This window comes from Streptomyces sp. NPDC034037 (genome assembly GCF_055575715.1).
The window spans coordinates 293,253-308,638 of record NZ_JBVISC010000002.1 but is presented as its reverse complement, the minus strand read 5'-3'; the positions used below and the strand labels follow the sequence as shown (position 1 = coordinate 308,638).

Annotated in this window: 15 protein-coding genes and 1 pseudogene; 12 read left to right on the top strand and 4 right to left on the bottom strand. The window is 72.4% G+C overall.

What is annotated here, in order from left to right:
• The first annotated feature begins 14 nt into the window (after window positions 1-14).
• The 4 genes from ACZ516_RS07165 to ACZ516_RS07150 all read left to right on the top strand — a co-directional run bounded on the left by ACZ516_RS07165 (window position 15) and on the right by ACZ516_RS07150 (window position 3,678).
• On the top strand, window positions 15-476 hold the full coding sequence (locus ACZ516_RS07165; RefSeq protein WP_469008971.1) for a four-helix bundle copper-binding protein: 462 nt from the start codon (window positions 15-17) through the stop codon (window positions 474-476).
• A 106-nt stretch (window positions 477-582) separates the two neighbouring features.
• Window positions 583-1,782, top strand: a complete 1,200-nt coding sequence (locus ACZ516_RS07160) for an acyl-CoA dehydrogenase family protein (RefSeq protein WP_469008969.1) — start codon at window positions 583-585, stop codon at window positions 1,780-1,782.
• A 314-nt stretch (window positions 1,783-2,096) separates the two neighbouring features.
• Window positions 2,097-3,029 (top strand): hypothetical protein, encoded by a 933-nt coding sequence (locus tag ACZ516_RS07155; protein WP_469008967.1) that lies wholly within the window; start codon window positions 2,097-2,099, stop codon window positions 3,027-3,029.
• Window positions 3,030-3,261: 232 nt separating this feature from the next.
• On the top strand, window positions 3,262-3,678 hold the full coding sequence (locus ACZ516_RS07150; RefSeq protein WP_469008965.1) for an ASCH domain-containing protein: 417 nt from the start codon (window positions 3,262-3,264) through the stop codon (window positions 3,676-3,678).
• 123 nt (window positions 3,679-3,801) lie between these two features.
• On the opposite strand, the pseudogene ACZ516_RS07145 reads toward ACZ516_RS07150, so the two are convergent.
• Window positions 3,802-3,876: pseudogene (locus ACZ516_RS07145) on the bottom strand (hypothetical protein); the annotation flags it as partial.
• On the opposite strand from ACZ516_RS07145, the gene ACZ516_RS07140 reads away from it, so the two are divergent.
• From ACZ516_RS07140 to ACZ516_RS07120, 5 genes are all read left to right on the top strand, one after another.
• Window positions 3,850-4,056, top strand: coding sequence for a hypothetical protein (locus tag ACZ516_RS07140; RefSeq protein WP_469009646.1), 207 nt, complete (start codon window positions 3,850-3,852; stop codon window positions 4,054-4,056). The pseudogene ACZ516_RS07145 and the gene ACZ516_RS07140 overlap by 27 nt on opposite strands.
• A 26-nt stretch (window positions 4,057-4,082) precedes the next feature.
• Window positions 4,083-4,337, top strand: coding sequence for a helix-turn-helix domain-containing protein (locus tag ACZ516_RS07135; protein WP_469008963.1), 255 nt, complete (start codon window positions 4,083-4,085; stop codon window positions 4,335-4,337).
• A 94-nt stretch (window positions 4,338-4,431) separates the two neighbouring features.
• Window positions 4,432-5,058: an SAM-dependent methyltransferase gene (locus ACZ516_RS07130; protein ID WP_469008962.1), complete on the top strand. Its 627-nt coding sequence runs from the start codon at window positions 4,432-4,434 to the stop codon at window positions 5,056-5,058.
• A 216-nt stretch (window positions 5,059-5,274) separates the two neighbouring features.
• Window positions 5,275-5,703 carry a mycothiol transferase gene (locus ACZ516_RS07125; protein ID WP_469008960.1) on the top strand — a complete coding sequence of 143 codons (429 nt, stop codon included), beginning with the start codon at window positions 5,275-5,277 and terminating at the stop codon, window positions 5,701-5,703.
• A gap of 140 nt (window positions 5,704-5,843) precedes the next feature.
• A complete protein-coding gene (locus ACZ516_RS07120) occupies window positions 5,844-6,779 on the top strand; it encodes an oxygenase MpaB family protein (RefSeq protein WP_469008959.1) in 936 nt (311 codons plus the stop codon).
• A 165-nt stretch (window positions 6,780-6,944) separates the two neighbouring features.
• Here the strand turns inward: ACZ516_RS07120 and ACZ516_RS07115 are convergent, their stop codons facing one another.
• The gene (locus ACZ516_RS07115; RefSeq protein ID WP_469008958.1) at window positions 6,945-7,508 is read right to left on the bottom strand and encodes a hypothetical protein; all 564 of its coding nucleotides are present in this window, start codon (window positions 7,506-7,508) and stop codon (window positions 6,945-6,947) included.
• Window positions 7,509-7,708: 200 nt separating this feature from the next.
• A complete protein-coding gene (cpt, locus tag ACZ516_RS07110; RefSeq protein ID WP_469008956.1) occupies window positions 7,709-8,242 on the bottom strand; it encodes a chloramphenicol phosphotransferase CPT in 534 nt (177 codons plus the stop codon).
• A gap of 275 nt (window positions 8,243-8,517) precedes the next feature.
• Between cpt and ACZ516_RS07105 the strand changes: the two genes are divergently transcribed.
• From ACZ516_RS07105 to ACZ516_RS07095, 3 genes are all read left to right on the top strand, one after another.
• Window positions 8,518-10,071: a phytoene desaturase family protein gene (locus ACZ516_RS07105; RefSeq protein WP_469008955.1), complete on the top strand. Its 1,554-nt coding sequence runs from the start codon at window positions 8,518-8,520 to the stop codon at window positions 10,069-10,071.
• Window positions 10,072-10,192: 121 nt separating this feature from the next.
• Window positions 10,193-11,305 (top strand): NAD(P)H-dependent flavin oxidoreductase, encoded by a 1,113-nt coding sequence (locus tag ACZ516_RS07100; protein WP_469008953.1) that lies wholly within the window; start codon window positions 10,193-10,195, stop codon window positions 11,303-11,305.
• A complete protein-coding gene (locus ACZ516_RS07095; protein WP_469008951.1) occupies window positions 11,302-12,864 on the top strand; it encodes an acyl-CoA synthetase in 1,563 nt (520 codons plus the stop codon). Before ACZ516_RS07100 ends, ACZ516_RS07095 begins: the two co-directional genes overlap by 4 nt.
• Before the next feature lie 45 nt (window positions 12,865-12,909).
• Here ACZ516_RS07095 and ACZ516_RS07090 read toward each other — a convergent pair whose 3' ends face one another.
• Window positions 12,910-15,315 carry a penicillin acylase family protein gene (locus ACZ516_RS07090; protein WP_469008949.1) on the bottom strand — a complete coding sequence of 802 codons (2,406 nt, stop codon included), beginning with the start codon at window positions 15,313-15,315 and terminating at the stop codon, window positions 12,910-12,912.
• Window positions 15,316-15,386: the final 71 nt, after the last annotated feature.

The following is a 15,386-nucleotide window of genomic DNA, read 5'->3' as shown; positions in this document are numbered from 1 at the left end:
AAGGGAGCAATCCCGTGACCGCCACGCCCTCCTCACCGGCCGTGCCCCGCCCCGCCACCCCCCTCGCCCCCGCGCCGGACCCGCGCATCCGGCCCGACGCGCCCGCGGACGGACCGCCGCAGTGCGACCACCAGGACCTCGTGCGCTATCTGGAGGACCGCTTCGCGTGCGTGGAGGCCTGCGAGGACTGCGTACGGGCGTGTGCCCGCCGCCAGGGTCCCGCCGGGTCGGGCGACGCGGCCCGCCTCCACCTCGCGTGCGCCGACGTGTGCGACGCGACCTCCCGCCTCCTCGGCGAACAGACGGACCAGGCCGACCGGGACGAGCGTCAGGTCCGCGCCCAGGTCGAGTGGTGCCGCGACGTGTGCCTCCAGTGCGCCGCGCTGTGCGATCCGGGCCCCGCCTCGAACACCTGCGCACAGGCGTGCCGACGCTGCGCGCGGGCCTGCGAGGACTTCCTCGCGGCCCTGGGCTGAGCGCCGCCCGCCCCCCGTCACCGGCATTCCCTATTTCTGAAACGGGTTCTACTGTGTGCGCCGTCAAGTCCGAGGCCGAGCGAGCCAGTCAGAGCATGGAGGGGCCGTGCACCTCGAATACACGCCCGAGCAGCAGCAGTTGCGCGCCGAGCTGCGTGCGTACTTCGCCGAACTGGTGCCGGACCACGCCTACGCGCGCCACGCCGATCCCGCGGCGCGGAAGCGGTTCTACCGGCAGACCGTCCGGCGCCTGGGCGCCGACGGCTGGCTCGGGGTCGGCTGGCCCAAGGAGTACGGCGGGCGCGGGCTCACCCCCATGGAACAGTTCATCTTCTTCGACGAGGCCGCCCAGGCCGGCGTACCCCTCCCGCTGATGGCCCTCAACACCGTCGGCCCCACGATCATGCGGTACGGCACGCAGGAGCAGAAGAGCTACTTCCTGCCGAGGATCCTCTCCGGCGAACTCGACTTCGCCATCGGCTACAGCGAACCGGACGCCGGCACCGACCTGGCCGCGCTCAGGACGAAGGCGGTACGGGAGGGCGACGAGGCCACCGGCCACTACACGGTCAACGGCCAGAAGATCTGGACGACCAACGGCGACACCGCCGACTGGGTGTGGCTGGCCGTCCGCACCGCCGCCCCCGAGGAGGGCGTCCCGCTCCACAAGGGCATCACCATGCTCCTCGTCCCGACGAGCGACCCCGGCTACTCCTGCACCCTCATCAACACCCTCGCCTCGCACGACACCACCGCGAGCCACTACGAGAACATCCGCGTCCCCGTCTCCCGCCGGGTGGGCGAGGAGAACAAGGGCTGGCGGCTGATCACCAACCAGCTCAACCACGAGCGCGTCACCCTCGCCGCCCACGGCACCACGGCCATCCGCGCCCTGCACGACGTGCAGCGCTGGGCCATGGACACCGAACTCGCCGACGGCCGCCGCGTCATCGACCTCGGCTGGGTCCGCCGCTGCCTGGCGCGCACCCACGCCAGGCTCGACGCGATGAAGCTCCTGAACTGGCAGATGGTGAACGCCGTCCAGGAAGGCACCTTGACCCCGCAGGACGCCTCGGCCGTCAAGGTCTACGGCTCCGAGGCCCGCCGCGACGCGTACGCCTCGCTGATGGAGGTCGTCGGCGCGGCGGGCGCCCTGAAGGAGGGCTCGGCGGGCTCGGTCCTCCACGGCGAACTGGAGCGCGGCTACCGCTCGGCCGTCATCTTCACCTTCGGCGGCGGCAACAACGAGATCCAGCGCGAGATCATCTCCTGGATCGGCCTGGGAATGCCGCGCGTACGCCGCTGACGCACTGTGACGAGGGTTTTTAGTTGGCATAAAAGACGGTGTGGCGGTCTCCTGAGCGACTACGCCCGCCACATCGACGCATGTTGGTTCATTCTGGTCGCACGCCGCGGCGAGTTGAGTCGTGTAGTTGGAGGCGCGGGAGGCGGCGGCCCGGGCCGGGGTGTGGTCGCCGCCGTCCCTCGACGAGTGACGGAACCGCCGGGGCCGCACCGTGCCGGGGGCCGAGCGGGGCCGCCCACCGACTAGCATCGCCGAGTTCGTGCCACCCACCGGCCCGGGCATCGCGGCACGGCGTACAGGGGAGCTGACACGGCATGAGAACGAAGAGCGCGGCGGCGCGGGCGGTAGCGGTGCTGATACTCGGCGCAGCCGTCGGCGGCTGCGCCGAGCAATCGGACAGGGGGCCGTCCGGCAGCGGCGCGAAGCACACGAAGTCCCACCGCGAACCCGAGGACAAGCCTGATTCACGGGTCGTCGAGGAAGACGACGACCATACCGTCCTCGAACTGTCCGACGGCCGGCAGGTGTCCCTCCGCTTCACTCACCGCGGCCTGGAGGCACAGCATCGCCACGCCTCTGACGACGCCTGGTCCGCCCGGAAGACGGTCCATGAGACCGGCACCAAACCGTGCCACGGCATCAGGGCAAAGGCGTACCGGGACACCGTGTGGCTCGCGGTCGGCTTCGGCGCGTATTGCAGGGACGGCGAAGAACCGCAAGAGGTGATCGCGGCCGTCGCGACCGGGGACCTCTCCTCCTGGACCACCGACCCGACCAAGAACTACCTCGTCTGGCCGAAGGCCCGCATTCGCGACGGTGGCGCCCGAGTGGACTTCATCGATCGCAGCATGCTGCAGACCACCACGCTGACCTGGCGCAAAGGCTCCGGATTCGCCAAGGTGGCCACGGAGTACAAGCCCATCCACCCCTGGTTCGTGGGCCGGTGGCGAGCCAGGGACGGCAGCCAGCAGCTGACCTTCCATCAGGTCGAGCCGGGCAGACGCGCACGCGTGGTCATCGAGTCCCGCACCGGCCCGCGATGCGAGGGCAGCGCCTTTGTCTCCAGCAGCCACCAGCACGGCCTGTCCCTGAGCAACTTCAAGCTCGATCACGGCACCAGGACCGTCAACTGCCCGCCGGAGGAGCTCAAGTACGACTTCGACGTGCAGTCCTCGGACGGCCCGCTGCGCCTACGCACGATCGGCAACCACCCGAAGACCGTCCTGACCTATGAGCGGGCGGGCTGACCTACGACTGCGCATGAGGGGCGGCCGGTCAGGCCCAGTCGAAGGCCCTTGCGGCGGCGGCGAACGGCGAGTGGAAACTCGGCTCCCTCTGCATCGCCACAGACGGCCCCGCCCATCAGCCGAGTCAGCGCTCCGGAGGCAATGCATCTAGGGCGTGTTGCGAGAGTGCTTGCTGTGGGTGTCGGGACAAGCGGCCATTGATCAACGCGACCCGGGTTCGTACCATCTCCCGATGGGACATGACGATCTTCCGACCCTTGAACTCGCTTTTCCCGGACCAGAACGTGACCGTGGCGTGGCGGCGATCCTGAGCGGTCAGAAGACCGCGCTCACAGGCCTCCTGGAGATCTCTGAGCACGCCGGAGAGGCAGTGCCGCAGAGCGGCCAGCGGTTCTCAGTGCTCGATTCCGAGGGTCGTCCGGCCGTCACGATCGAACTCGTCGACGTGCGGGTCGTTCCCATGAAGGAAATCGACGATGACTTCGCGCGAGCCGAGGGGCGTGGCTACTCCGACGTTGCACAGTGGCGAGCAGCCCACGAAGAGTTCTTCCAGAGCGATGGCGTGAGCGAGTTCCTGGGTCGCACCCCCGACATTACCGATGACACTCTCGTCGTCGCCGAACGCTTCCGAGTGTTCAAGCCCGTGTGATCGGTGGCCGGCACCCGACACGACGAGAGTCCGTCGCCACCCTCGCCGTCGCGGACGGTGCCGACCGGGGGTGAGCACCGCGGCCGTACCGCAGGCGAACACCTCGGTGATCTCGCCACGGTCGCAGCCGGCCCGCCACTCGTCGACCGAGATGGGGCGTTCGCTCACCCGGTGGCCGAGGCGCGCGGCGAGGCGCAGCAGCGAGTCGCGGGTGACGCCCGGCAGCAAGGTGCCGGGCAGCGGGGTGGTGCGCACCTGCGCACCACCCCCTCCCTCCCGGTACGCCTCATGATCCTGGGCCGTGAGGTGGCCATCGTGCCCACCGACAGGGAGAACAGCGCCGCGGGCGCCCTCGTCCTCGGTGCCGACGGCAGCTGACCGCCCTGTGCGCCCTGTTCGACTCCTTGTGGGAGAAGGCCGCCCCGCTCGGCGCCGTCGCCCGCGACCGGGAGGAGGACGTTCTGGCCCCGCAGGAGGTCGAGGTCCTCAAAGTGCTGGCCCAGAGTCTCACCGACGAGGCCGTCGCCAAGCGTCTGGGCGTGTCGCCCCGCACCGCACGCCGTATCGCGGCCGACCTGATGGAGAAGCTGGGCGCCCGCAGCCGCTTCCAGGCCGGGGCGCGGGCGGTCGCGAAGGGCTGGCTGAGCGGGGACGGGTGACGGAGCCGCGCGCCTTGCCGAACCGGCAAGTTCCCGTGCCGAATCCTGGTGCGGCGGCAAGGCTGGGGCTCATTCCCCTACCGAAGGAGCCCCGATGAGCACCACCGATGCGGTCACGTTCTGGGACGGCGTCCACGCGGCCCGCCCGGCGGACACCGAGCCCCGGCCGAACACACGGCTCACCGAGACGGCCGCGGATCTGGCGCCCGGCGACGCGCTCGACCTCGGATGCGGCGGGGGCGGCGACACGGTGTGGCTCGCCCGCCAGGGGTGGCACGTCACCGCCGTCGACGTGTCGGCCGTGGCGGTCCAGCGCCTCGAAGCCCTCGCCGGCGCCCTCGGCCTCGCGGACCGGGTCGTCGCCGAACGGCATGACCTGCAGGAGACGTTCCCGCGGGGCGCGTTCGACCTCATCAGCGCCCATTACTTGCAGACGCCGCTGGAACTGGACAGGGCGTCCGTTCTGCGCACGGCCGCGCAGGCGCTGCGCGCCGGCGGACGGCTGCTGGTCGTCGACCACGGCTCGACCGCCCCCTGGTCGTGGGACCAGGACCCCGACATCCGGTACCCGACCGCCCGGGAGGTCGCCGAGGGCATCGGCCTGGACCCGGCGGGATGGACCGTCGAACGGGCCGAGGCGGCGCGCCGGACCGCCACCGGGCCCCAGGGCCGCACCGCCGAGGTCATCGACCACATCCTGCTCATCCGCCGGGCGGCTTGACCGGCCCGGCTTGACCGGCGTGGCCTGACTGGCGCCGTCTGGCCGGTACGGCGTGCCGGGGCGTCGTCCGTCGCGGCGGGCGCAGGCGAGGGCTCGCCCGCCACCACAAAGGTCCCGCGCCACCCCCACCCCAAGGAGACCCCATGCCCACCGCCCCCCCGCCGCGCGCGCCGCGGTGACGCTCCGCCGCCCCGTACCGGCAGCAGCGAGGCCGACGTGCTGCGCGGGTTCCTCGACTACCCGCGGGCCTCGGTCGCCGCGAAGGTCGAGGACGCCCCCGAACCGCACGTCCGGGCGGCGGCGGTGCCCTCCGGCACCAATCTGCTCGGTCTGCTCCACCACCTCACCCACGTCGAACGTGCCACGTTCCTGGGCGTCGAGGTCACCGACTGGCCGGGGACCTTCCGCGCCGCGCCGGCCGACAGCGTGGCCCAGGTCGTCGCCCGCTACCGGGAGGCGGTCGAGCGCGCGAACGACGTGCTCGACGGATGCGCCGACCTCGCCGCGCCCCTGCCCCGCCCCCGTCCGGACACTCCCGCGCCCAGCGGCCGCTGGGCCCTCACCCACCTGATCGAGGAGACCGGCCGCCACGCGGGCCACGCGGACATCCTGCGCGAACTGATCGACGGCACGACCGGACGCTGACCCGCTCCCTTTCCCTCCCGGTTCTCCTCCCCGGGTCTTCTCCCCGGTTTCCTCCCGGGCGGGCACACTTGAGGTGCACGGCCCAGAACGAAACGTAGAACGAGACCCAGAGCGAGACCCCCAAGGTCAGGACGGACCCCATGCCCGCACCCATACCCGCGGCCGCCCCCGACCCCGGCCTCTTCGGGCCCGCGTCGGTGACCTGGCAGGTCCACTCCGACCCCATGATGTGGATCGCCGGGATCCGCGCCCTCTACCTCCAGGCCCTGCACCCCCGCGCGGTGCGCGGCGTCATGCACAACAGTGACTTCCGCAAGGACGCCTGGGGCCGCCTGATGCGCACCGCCGCCTTCGTCGGCACCACCACGTACGGCACCACCGAGGCCGCCGAGAAGGCCGGCGCCCGCGTCCGCAAGATCCACGCGATGCTCACCGCCACCGACCCGGCCACCGGGGAGCGGTACGGCGTCGACGAGCCCGAACTGCTGCGCTGGGTGCACTGTGCGGAGATCGACTCCTACCTCCACGTCGCACGCCGGTCGGGAATCCGGATGCCGGACGACCTCGCCGACCGCTACGTCCACGAACACCGGCAGAGCGCCCGTCTGGTGGGCCTCGACCCCGCCGACGTACCCGGCACGACGGCCGAACTCGCCGCGTACTTCGACCAGATGCGCCCCGAACTGGCCGCGGGCCCCGACGCCCGGGCCGTCGACGACTTCCTGCGGAACCCGCCGACGCCCGCGCTGCTCGTTCCGGCACGCGCCCTGCTGTGGCGGCGCGTGGCCGGGCTGGCGTACTCCTCCCTGCCGCCGTACGCCCACGAGCTGTACGGCAGACCCGCCCCCTCGCCCCCCGTGGTGACGCGCCGCCTCGTCCGGTCGGGCACCGTCCTGCGGGCCGTCCCCGCGCGCGTACGCTGGCAACTCCCGCCCCGGCACATCCTGCGCGCCATGGCTCGCCTGGGCCCCGGCAGCCGCCCGGCCCCGCGCCGACTCCACAGGCGGGCCGCCACCGGCCCGCTGCCCACCAGTAACAGGACCGACGCTCCCGGCACGCCACGGCCCGGGGTCTGAACGGCCAGATCGGGGCACCGCGGGGCAGGGCCATGGCCCTGGCGAAGGCCCGGCCGGTCCGCTACGCGGCCGGTGCGCCGCTCGCCGACGTCACCGGCCCGGCGGCTGCCGACGCTTCCTGGGGGCCGGTACCCGCGACCCGCTGGGGACCGGCCCCCGCGCGGCTCACAGCCAGCCGGAGCGGACCAGAGCCTGCCGCTGCCCCGGGAGAGGGGCGGGCATCTCACCCTCCGGCCGGGTCCCCAGCTCGCCCGCCCGGACCCTCTCCAGCAGCCTGCGGGTCGCGTCCACGATCTCGGGCGCCGCCCCGCGCAGCTGAGCCGCATCGGTCGGACCGGCCGTGTCGGCGGGGAACCGGGCCGCTTCCAGCAGGCCGTCGAGGTCCGCCAGCCGGTCCCCGAGCCAGCCCATGGGGTCCGCGGACAGTTCCCGGACGAAGACCCGCTGCCCCGGGTCCCAGCCGGTGAACGCCGGGTGGTGGTGGGTCCGGTCGAAGCTTCCCGGCCTGCCGTCGACCGACTCCAGGAAGTCGGCGCGCCACACCGGCCGCCCCACCGAGACCGGGTAGGCGGAGTACACGGAGCCCACCAGCTCACCCTGCTCGACCAGCCGCAACTCCAGGCGGACCCCGTGCTCGGGGCTCTCCTGGCCCTTGAGCGGTTCGGGGTCGACGAAGTACAGATCTCCGACCACGACGCCGACCTTGTCGAAAGCGAACATGTAGAGCATGCGCATCCCTTTCGCGATGTGGTGCTGTGACGGTGGCGCGGCCTGAGCCGCCTTCTCGAATGCGGCCGCCCGGCAGGACCCGAGCACGCCGGCGGGGACCCCGACCACCGAAAGCATCCCCGCCCAGCCACTGACCAGACCCGGATACCGGCGGCGAGAGAAAGCCGGACGGGCGGCGCGCTCACCCGGGGTATGTCACTTCACGTCACGCGCGCGGCGATGGTCCGCGCGCAGGCCAGGGCCTCGGTGTGACTGGTGTCCACCTCGACGTCGTAGGTCACGCCCTTGTGCACGGCCTCCGCCTGCGAGGCGGCCATGCCGATCACCCGGTCGCCACGGGCCATCTCACGGCCGGCCGCCACCTCGGGATCGCAGTGGACACCGACCCAGAGCACGTCGAGGCCCTCCAGGTGGGCGAGCAGGCGGCTTTGGGAGGCTGCCCCGCCGAGGAAGACGTCGTCGATGATGATCCGGGCCCCGGCACGCGCCATGGCCGCGACACCCTTCGTCCAGGCCTCCTCCATCTCACGGAAACCCTCGCCCAGCACGACCTCGCCCTGCTGGCCGAACTCCACGCCGGAGCCGGACTCGATCAGTGACGGCGGCAGGCGGTCGATGAGGTCGTCGACGCCGAGGTTGATCCACGGGTCGGGCAGGATCGCCTTCAGACAGCGGGTGATTCCGCTCTTGCCGGAACTGGATCCGCCGTTGAGGACGATGACTTGGGTACTCACTTGATCGGCTCGCCTTCGAGAGTGATGCGTTCCATTTGGCGGGCGTGCGGCCAGCGGCCGGAGGCCCCGTGCCGCCGAGGCCGTCGGCACACCCCGACTATCCTCCAGCGGAACCCGAGGGTCGACGCGGTGCGGGCAGTAGATGTCCTGATGGCCGGCACCGTAGAGCCGGGCACCGCCCCTGCTCGGCAGCACCACTACAAACGCCGCCCGGAACCACAATCCCCGGCCCACCGGGTAGCGGAAGACGGCCCCCGCCCATGCTAGGAAGAGTCATGACCGAACGCGATGCGTACGACGCCGTCATCGTCGGCGGTGGTCACAACGGCCTGGTCGCCGCCGCCTACCTCGCCCGCGCCGGGCGCTCCGTGCTGCTCCTGGAACGGCTCACCCGCACCGGCGGGGCCGCCGTCTCCAGCCGACCCTTCGCCGGGGTCGACGCGCGGCTCTCGCGCTACTCCTACCTCGTCAGCCTCCTGCCGAAGAAGATCGTCCGGGATCTCGACCTGAACTTCCGGGTGCGCACCCGCACCATCTCCTCCTACACCCCGACCGAGCGCGCGGGCCGCCCGACCGGTCTGCTCGTCGGCGGCGGCGAGGCCCGTACCCGGCAGGCCTTCGCCCGGCTCACCGGGGGCCCCGGCGAGTACGAGGCATGGCGGAGTTTCTACGCCATGACCGGGCAGGTCGCCCGCCGCGTCTTCCCGACCCTCACCGAACCCCTGCCCAGCCGGGCGCAGCTGCGGGCCCGCGTCGCCGACGACACCGCCTGGCGCACCCTGTTCGACGAGCCGATCGGTGTGGCGATCGAGGAGCGCTTCACCGACGACCTGGTGCGCGGAGTCGTCCTCACCGACGCCCTCATCGGCACCTTCGCCGACGCCCACGACCCCTCCCTGCGGCAGAACCGCTGCTTCCTCTACCACGTCATCGGCGGCGGCACCGGCGACTGGAACGTGCCCGTCGGCGGCATGGGCGCCCTCACCGCGGCCCTCGCCGACTCCGCGCGCGTCGCGGGCGCGCGGCTGCGCACGGGGTGCGAGGTGACGCGGATCGTCACCGACGGACAGCGAGGCGAGGTCACCTACCGCGAGGGCGAGGGCGACGAGCGGACCGTCGCCGCCCGGCACGTGCTCGTCAACGCCTCCCCGCAGGCCCTCGCCGAGCTTCTCGGCGACGAGCCGCCCGCGCCCGCCGAAGGCGCCCAATTCAAGGTCAACATGCTGCTCAAGCGGCTGCCGAGACTGCGCGACACCTCCGTCGACCCCCACGACGCCTTCGCCGGTACGTTCCACATCGCCGAGGGGTACGAGGAGTTGGCGACGGCGTACGCCGAGGCCGCCGCCGGGGTTCCGCCCGCCGCGCCGCCCTCGGAGATCTACTGCCACTCGCTGACCGACCCGACGATCCTCGCCCCCGAACTGATCGAGCGCGGCCACCAGACCCTCACCCTCTTCGGACTGCACACGCCCGCCCGGCTCTTCGCCCGGGACAACGACGCGGTCCGCGCCGAGCTCCTGCAGTCCACGCTCGCCCGGCTCGACACGTATCTCGCCGAGCCGATCGCCGACTGCCTCGCGTCGGACGCCGAAGGCCGCCCCTGCGTCGAGGCGAAGACCCCGCTCGACCTGGAGCGCGACCTGCGCCTGCCCGGCGGCCACATCTTCCACCGCGATCTCGCCTTCCCCTACGCGGAGGAGGCCGGCGGGCGCTGGGGCGTGGAGACCCGGCACGCGAACGTCCTGCTGTGCGGGGCGGGCGCCGTGCGCGGCGGGGGAGTCAGCGGCATCCCCGGGCACAACGCCGCGATGGCCGCCCTGGGAGCGTGACCCGTTGGCGCACCCCGTGGTCTCGAGCCGGACGGCCGACGGCTCCGAGGTTCGCCCACTGAACTGACGATGCATCAGAAAAGCCCTTCCCTCGTCCGGGCCGCTGCGGCATCCTGCGCCCATGCAGACGGAGTTGAGCAGGAAACTGGGAGTCGAGCACGCCATCTTCGGCTTCACGCCCTTTCCCGCGGTGGCCGCCGCCATCAGCAGGGCGGGCGGGCTCGGGGTGCTCGGCGCGGTCCGCTACACGGCGCCCGACGAACTGGCCAGGGACCTCGACTGGATCCAGGAGCACGTCGACGGCCGGCCGTACGGGCTCGACGTCGTCATGCCCGCCAAGAAGGTCGAAGGAGTCACGGAGGCCGACGTCGAGGCGATGATCCCCGAGGGGCACCGGCAGTTCGTCGAGGACACCCTCGCCGAGCACGGCGTCCCCGAGCTGGCCGAGGGCGAGGCGTCCGGCTGGCGCATCACCGGCTGGATGGAGCAGGTCGCCCGCGACCAGCTCGACGTCGCCTTCGACTACCCGATCGCCCTGCTCGCCAACGCTCTCGGCTCACCCCCGGCCGACGTGATCGCGCGCGCCCACGCCCACGACGTCCTCGTCGCGGCCCTCGCCGGCAGCGCCCGGCACGCCCGCAAGCACGCCGAGGCCGGCATCGACGTCGTCGTCGCCCAGGGGTACGAGGCGGGCGGCCACACCGGCGAGATCGCCTCCATGGTGCTCACTCCCGAGGTCGTCGAGGCGGTCGCGCCGCTGCCCGTGCTGGCCGCCGGGGGCATCGGCGGCGGCGAGCAGATCGCCGCCGCGCTCGCGCTCGGCGCGCAGGGCGTGTGGCTCGGCTCCCTGTGGCTCACCACCACCGAGGCCGACCTGCACTCGCCCGCCCTGACCCGCAAGCTGCTGGCGGCCGGCTCCGGTGACACGGTCCGCTCCCGGGCCCTGACCGGCAAGCCCGCCCGCCAGCTGCGCACCCGGTGGACCGACGCCTGGGACGACCCGCGGGGCCCCGGCCCACTGCCCATGCCGCTCCAGGGGCTCCTCGTCGCCGAGGCCGTCTCCCGCATCCAGAAGTACGAAGTGAAGGAGCTGCTCGGCACGCCGGTCGGGCAGATCGTCGGCCGCATGAACAGCGAACGCAGTGTGCAAGCCGTCTTCGACGACCTCACCCGCGGCTTCGAGAAGGCCGTCGACCGGATCAACCGCATCGCCGGAAGGGGAGGCCAGTCGTGAGCGCCGCCGGGAGCACACCCCCCAACGGATTCTGGGCGCAGGCGGCGGCCGACCCCGGCCGCACCGTGCTCATCGCACCCGACGGCGAGCGGTGGACGGCGGGCCGCCTGCACGGCGTCGCGAACCAACTGGTGCACGGGCTGCGGGCGGCCGGACTGGGACGCGGCGACGCGTTCGCCGTCGTCCTGCCCAACGGCGTCGAGTTCCTCACCGCCTACCTCGCCGCCGCGCAGGCCGGCCTCTACCTCGTCCCCGTCAACCACCACCTGGTCGGCCCCGAGATCGCCTGGATCGTCGCCGACTCCGGCGCCAAGGTGCTGATCACGCACGAAAGGTACGCGGACGCGGCCACGGCGGCGGCCGACGAGGCGGCGCTCCCGGCCACCCACCGCTACGCCGTCGGTGACGTACCCGGCTTCCTTCCCTACGGCCAACTCCTGGACGGGCGACCGGAGTCGGCGCCGGAGGGCCGCACCCTGGGCTGGGTCATGAACTACACCTCGGGCACCACCGGTCGCCCACGCGGCATCCGCCGCCCGCTGTCCGGCAAGCTCCCCGAGGAGTCCTACCTCGGCGGGTTCCTCGGCATCTTCGGGATCAGGCCCTTCGACGACAACGTCCACCTGGTCTGCTCCCCGCTCTACCACACCGCCGTGCTCCAGTTCGCCGGCGCCGCCCTGCACATCGGCCACCCGCTGGTCGTCATGGACAAGTGGACGCCCGAGGAGATGCTGCGCCTCATCGACGCGCACCAGTGCACCCACACGCACATGGTGCCGACCCAGTTCCACCGCCTGCTCGCACTGCCCGACGCCACGAGGGCCGCCTACGACGTGTCCTCCATGCGGCACGCCATCCACGGCGCCGCTCCCTGTCCCGATCACGTGAAACGCGCGATGATCGCGTGGTGGGGCGAGTGCGTCGAGGAGTACTACGCGGCCAGCGAGGGCGGCGGGGCCTTCGCCACCGCTCAGGACTGGCTCAAGAAGCCGGGCACCGTCGGAAAGGCCTGGCCCATCAGCGAGTTGGCGATTTTCGACGACGAGGGCAACCGGCTGGCGCCCGGCGAGCTGGGCACCGTCTACATGAAGATGTCCACCGGCGGATTCGCGTACCACAAGGACGAGTCGAAGACGCGGAAGAACCGCATCGGTGACTTCTTCACCGTCGGCGACCTCGGCCTCCTGGACGAGGACGGCTATCTGTTTCTGCGCGACCGCAAGATCGACATGATCATCTCGGGCGGGGTCAACATCTACCCCGCCGAGATCGAGTCGGCGCTGCTCGCCCACCCCGCGGTCGCCGACGCCGCCGCCTTCGGCATCCCGCACGACGAGTGGGGCGAGGAGGTCAAGGCCGTCGTGGAGGTCGCCGAGGGCCGGTCCGCCGACGACGCCCTCGCCGCCGAGATCCTCGCCCACTGCGCGCGCCGCCTCGCCGGCTACAAGCGGCCCAAGAGCGTCGACTTCGTGGCGACGATGCCCCGCGACCCGAACGGCAAGCTGTACAAGCGGCGCCTGCGGGAACCGTACTGGGAAGGCCGCGAACGCCCGATGTGAGCGTGGGCGGGACCGGGCCACCCGCCGGCGACCCGACCCGTGCGCTCAGTGCTCGCGCACCCGCACCACCTTCAGCGCCGGATCGCCGAGGATGTCCTTCTCGCAGAAGCGGGACGTCACCCAACGCTCCTCGGCGTACAGCCGCGTCTGATCGCTGTGGTGCGGCGAGTTGGGGTCGGCGGACTGGGAGTACGTCAGCAGCGTCCGGGCCCGCGGGCAGCGGCCGTCGCCCCAGCCGACCGCCTGGATGTGGCTCGACCCGTGCGCCACCTCGGTGTAGCCGGCCTTCGGGTCCCACACCGGCTCGATCTTGTTCCAGACACCGAGGGACTCCGTGCCGCCGTGGACCGGGACGCGCCTCCCCTTGCGTACGACGTACTGGTGCGCGCCCAGCGGGGCGCCGAGGGCGATCCCGGCGGCCTTCAGCTCGCTCACCGCGTCCGCCAGCGCCCTCGGGAAGCCGGGCGCGGAGGTGTCGAGGGTGTTCGGGGTGCGCACGGGGTCGGCCGCCGAGAACGGCACCTTCCACATCCGCTTCTGCGACCCGGCCGGCGCCGTCAGCTTGCGCCAGAAGCGGTCGAAGAGCAGCGCGCCCCGGCTCCCGGTGTCCATCGTGTGGTCCCAGCGTGCCAGGACCCGGCACGCCTGGCGCACGTCGACGGCCTTGCCGTCACTGCCGGTCGCGGTGCCCCCGGGCAGTACCGCACAGGCCCGCGCGGTGTCGTCGGCCGCGAGATCCGCCGCGGGCACACGGTTCGCGAACTGCAGGCGTTGCAGGTCGGCGACCGTGAGACCGCCCTTCTCCGCCATCGCGGCGACATCCTCGATGGCCCCGCGCGTACGCAGCGAGCGCTGGGTGCCGATCGTGCCGAAGACCCGTTCGTAGCCGGTGATCGGGCGGTCGGCGTTGGTCAGCCAGGCGCTGTCGTTGGAGTTCTCCGCGTAAGGGGCGTTCTTGAGTGTCGGCATCCTGGAGGGACCGAAGATGCCGGGCTGCAGCGCGTCCTTGTCGGAGCCGAGCGCGCACGAGCCGCGCGAGCCGTCGAGCACGGCCACGCCCGACGCCGGGTAGGTGACCTTGCCCAGGGGCGTGCCGCACCGCCGCACCAGGTCGTCGGTGATGCGGGGCAGCACCTGCGACTGGGTGAGCAGCGAGTGGCCGCGCCGGTCCGCCGCGACGGTGTTCACCCAGGGCAGCCCCTGCGTGTCGCGCAACGCCCGCAGGATGCCCGCGGTGGAACGGGCCCTGCCGAAACCGAGGTCGGTGTCGCTGCCGCGCAGGTTCACGGCGTTGGGGTCGTTGAGCGCGTACGCCGTGGTCGAGGACCAGGGCAGGGGCAGCTGCGGGCCGAGGCCGGTGAGGACGGGACCGTAGCGGGTCCACCACTGCGTGCGGGTGACCGGGGCGCCGTCCTTGACGGGCACCGTCACGGTGCGCTTGACCATCTTGTGCGGTGCGCCGTCGACCACATAGGTGGTCGGGTCGGCGTCGTCCAGCGTGAGCTGGTGCAGGTTCAGGGTGACCCCGGTCGCCACGGTGTGGCTCCACGCCACGTCGCCGTTGAAGCCGATGTTGACCACACCGGTGCCGACCAACGAGGCCCCGGAGACGTTCAGTTCGCCCGGGATGGTCTGCTGCGACTGCCAGAAGCGGCGCCCGCCGTGCCAGGGGTAGTGCGGGTTGCCGAGCAGCAGTCCCTTGCCGCTCGCGGTGACCTGGCCGCTGAACGCGACGGCGTTCGAGCCCATGTCGGCGTCCTGCGCGGCGAACAGCTCCCGGGCCGCCTTCGCCGAGCGGCGCGGATCGGCCGCCCGCTCCGCGCTCCGGGCGCCCGGCGGGCGGGCGGCCGTGATGCCGTCGACGCCGTGCCCCTGCCCCCCGAGCACCTGCACGGCGTAACCCTGCCGGGCCACGTCCAGGGCGGTGATCGGACGGACCCAGTCGGCCTTCGCGCAGGCCGGGTCGGTGACGCGGTTCTGCTTCAGCCAGGCGTTGTAGCCCGCCGCGAAGCCCCGCATGAGCTCCTTCGCCCGGCGGCTCGGACCCCGTGGGGCGGGCTGCGCCAGGAGTTTCTCCACGGTCCCCGCCCCGCGCACGCCACGGAAGTACAGGTCGCTGGCGAGGTTCGTGGACGCCGACGAGAGGGCCCCGCCGGGCGCGGCCTCGGCTCCGAAGTGGCGCGAGCGCTCGCCGCGTACGGTCACGTAGCCGTCGGCGAGCGTGCACACCTGGTCGGCGGCCTGCGCCCAGCCGGTGCCGAAGCCGAGGTCCGCGTAGTCCTTGGCGACGATGTGCGGAATGCCGTACTGCGTGTAGCGGATGGTGGCGTGCAGGCCGACGTCCGCGGGGCGGGCGTCCCGCGGTGCGGCCGACGCGCCGGCCGGCAGCAGGACCACGGCGGTCAGCAGGGCGACTCCGGCGGCGGCCAGTCGTCTCGTCCGGGTAGGCAAGGGTGCCTCCCAACAGTGTGGACGGTAGGTGCTGTTGAGCGTACCAAGTGGTATGTCATCTGTGTCATGCC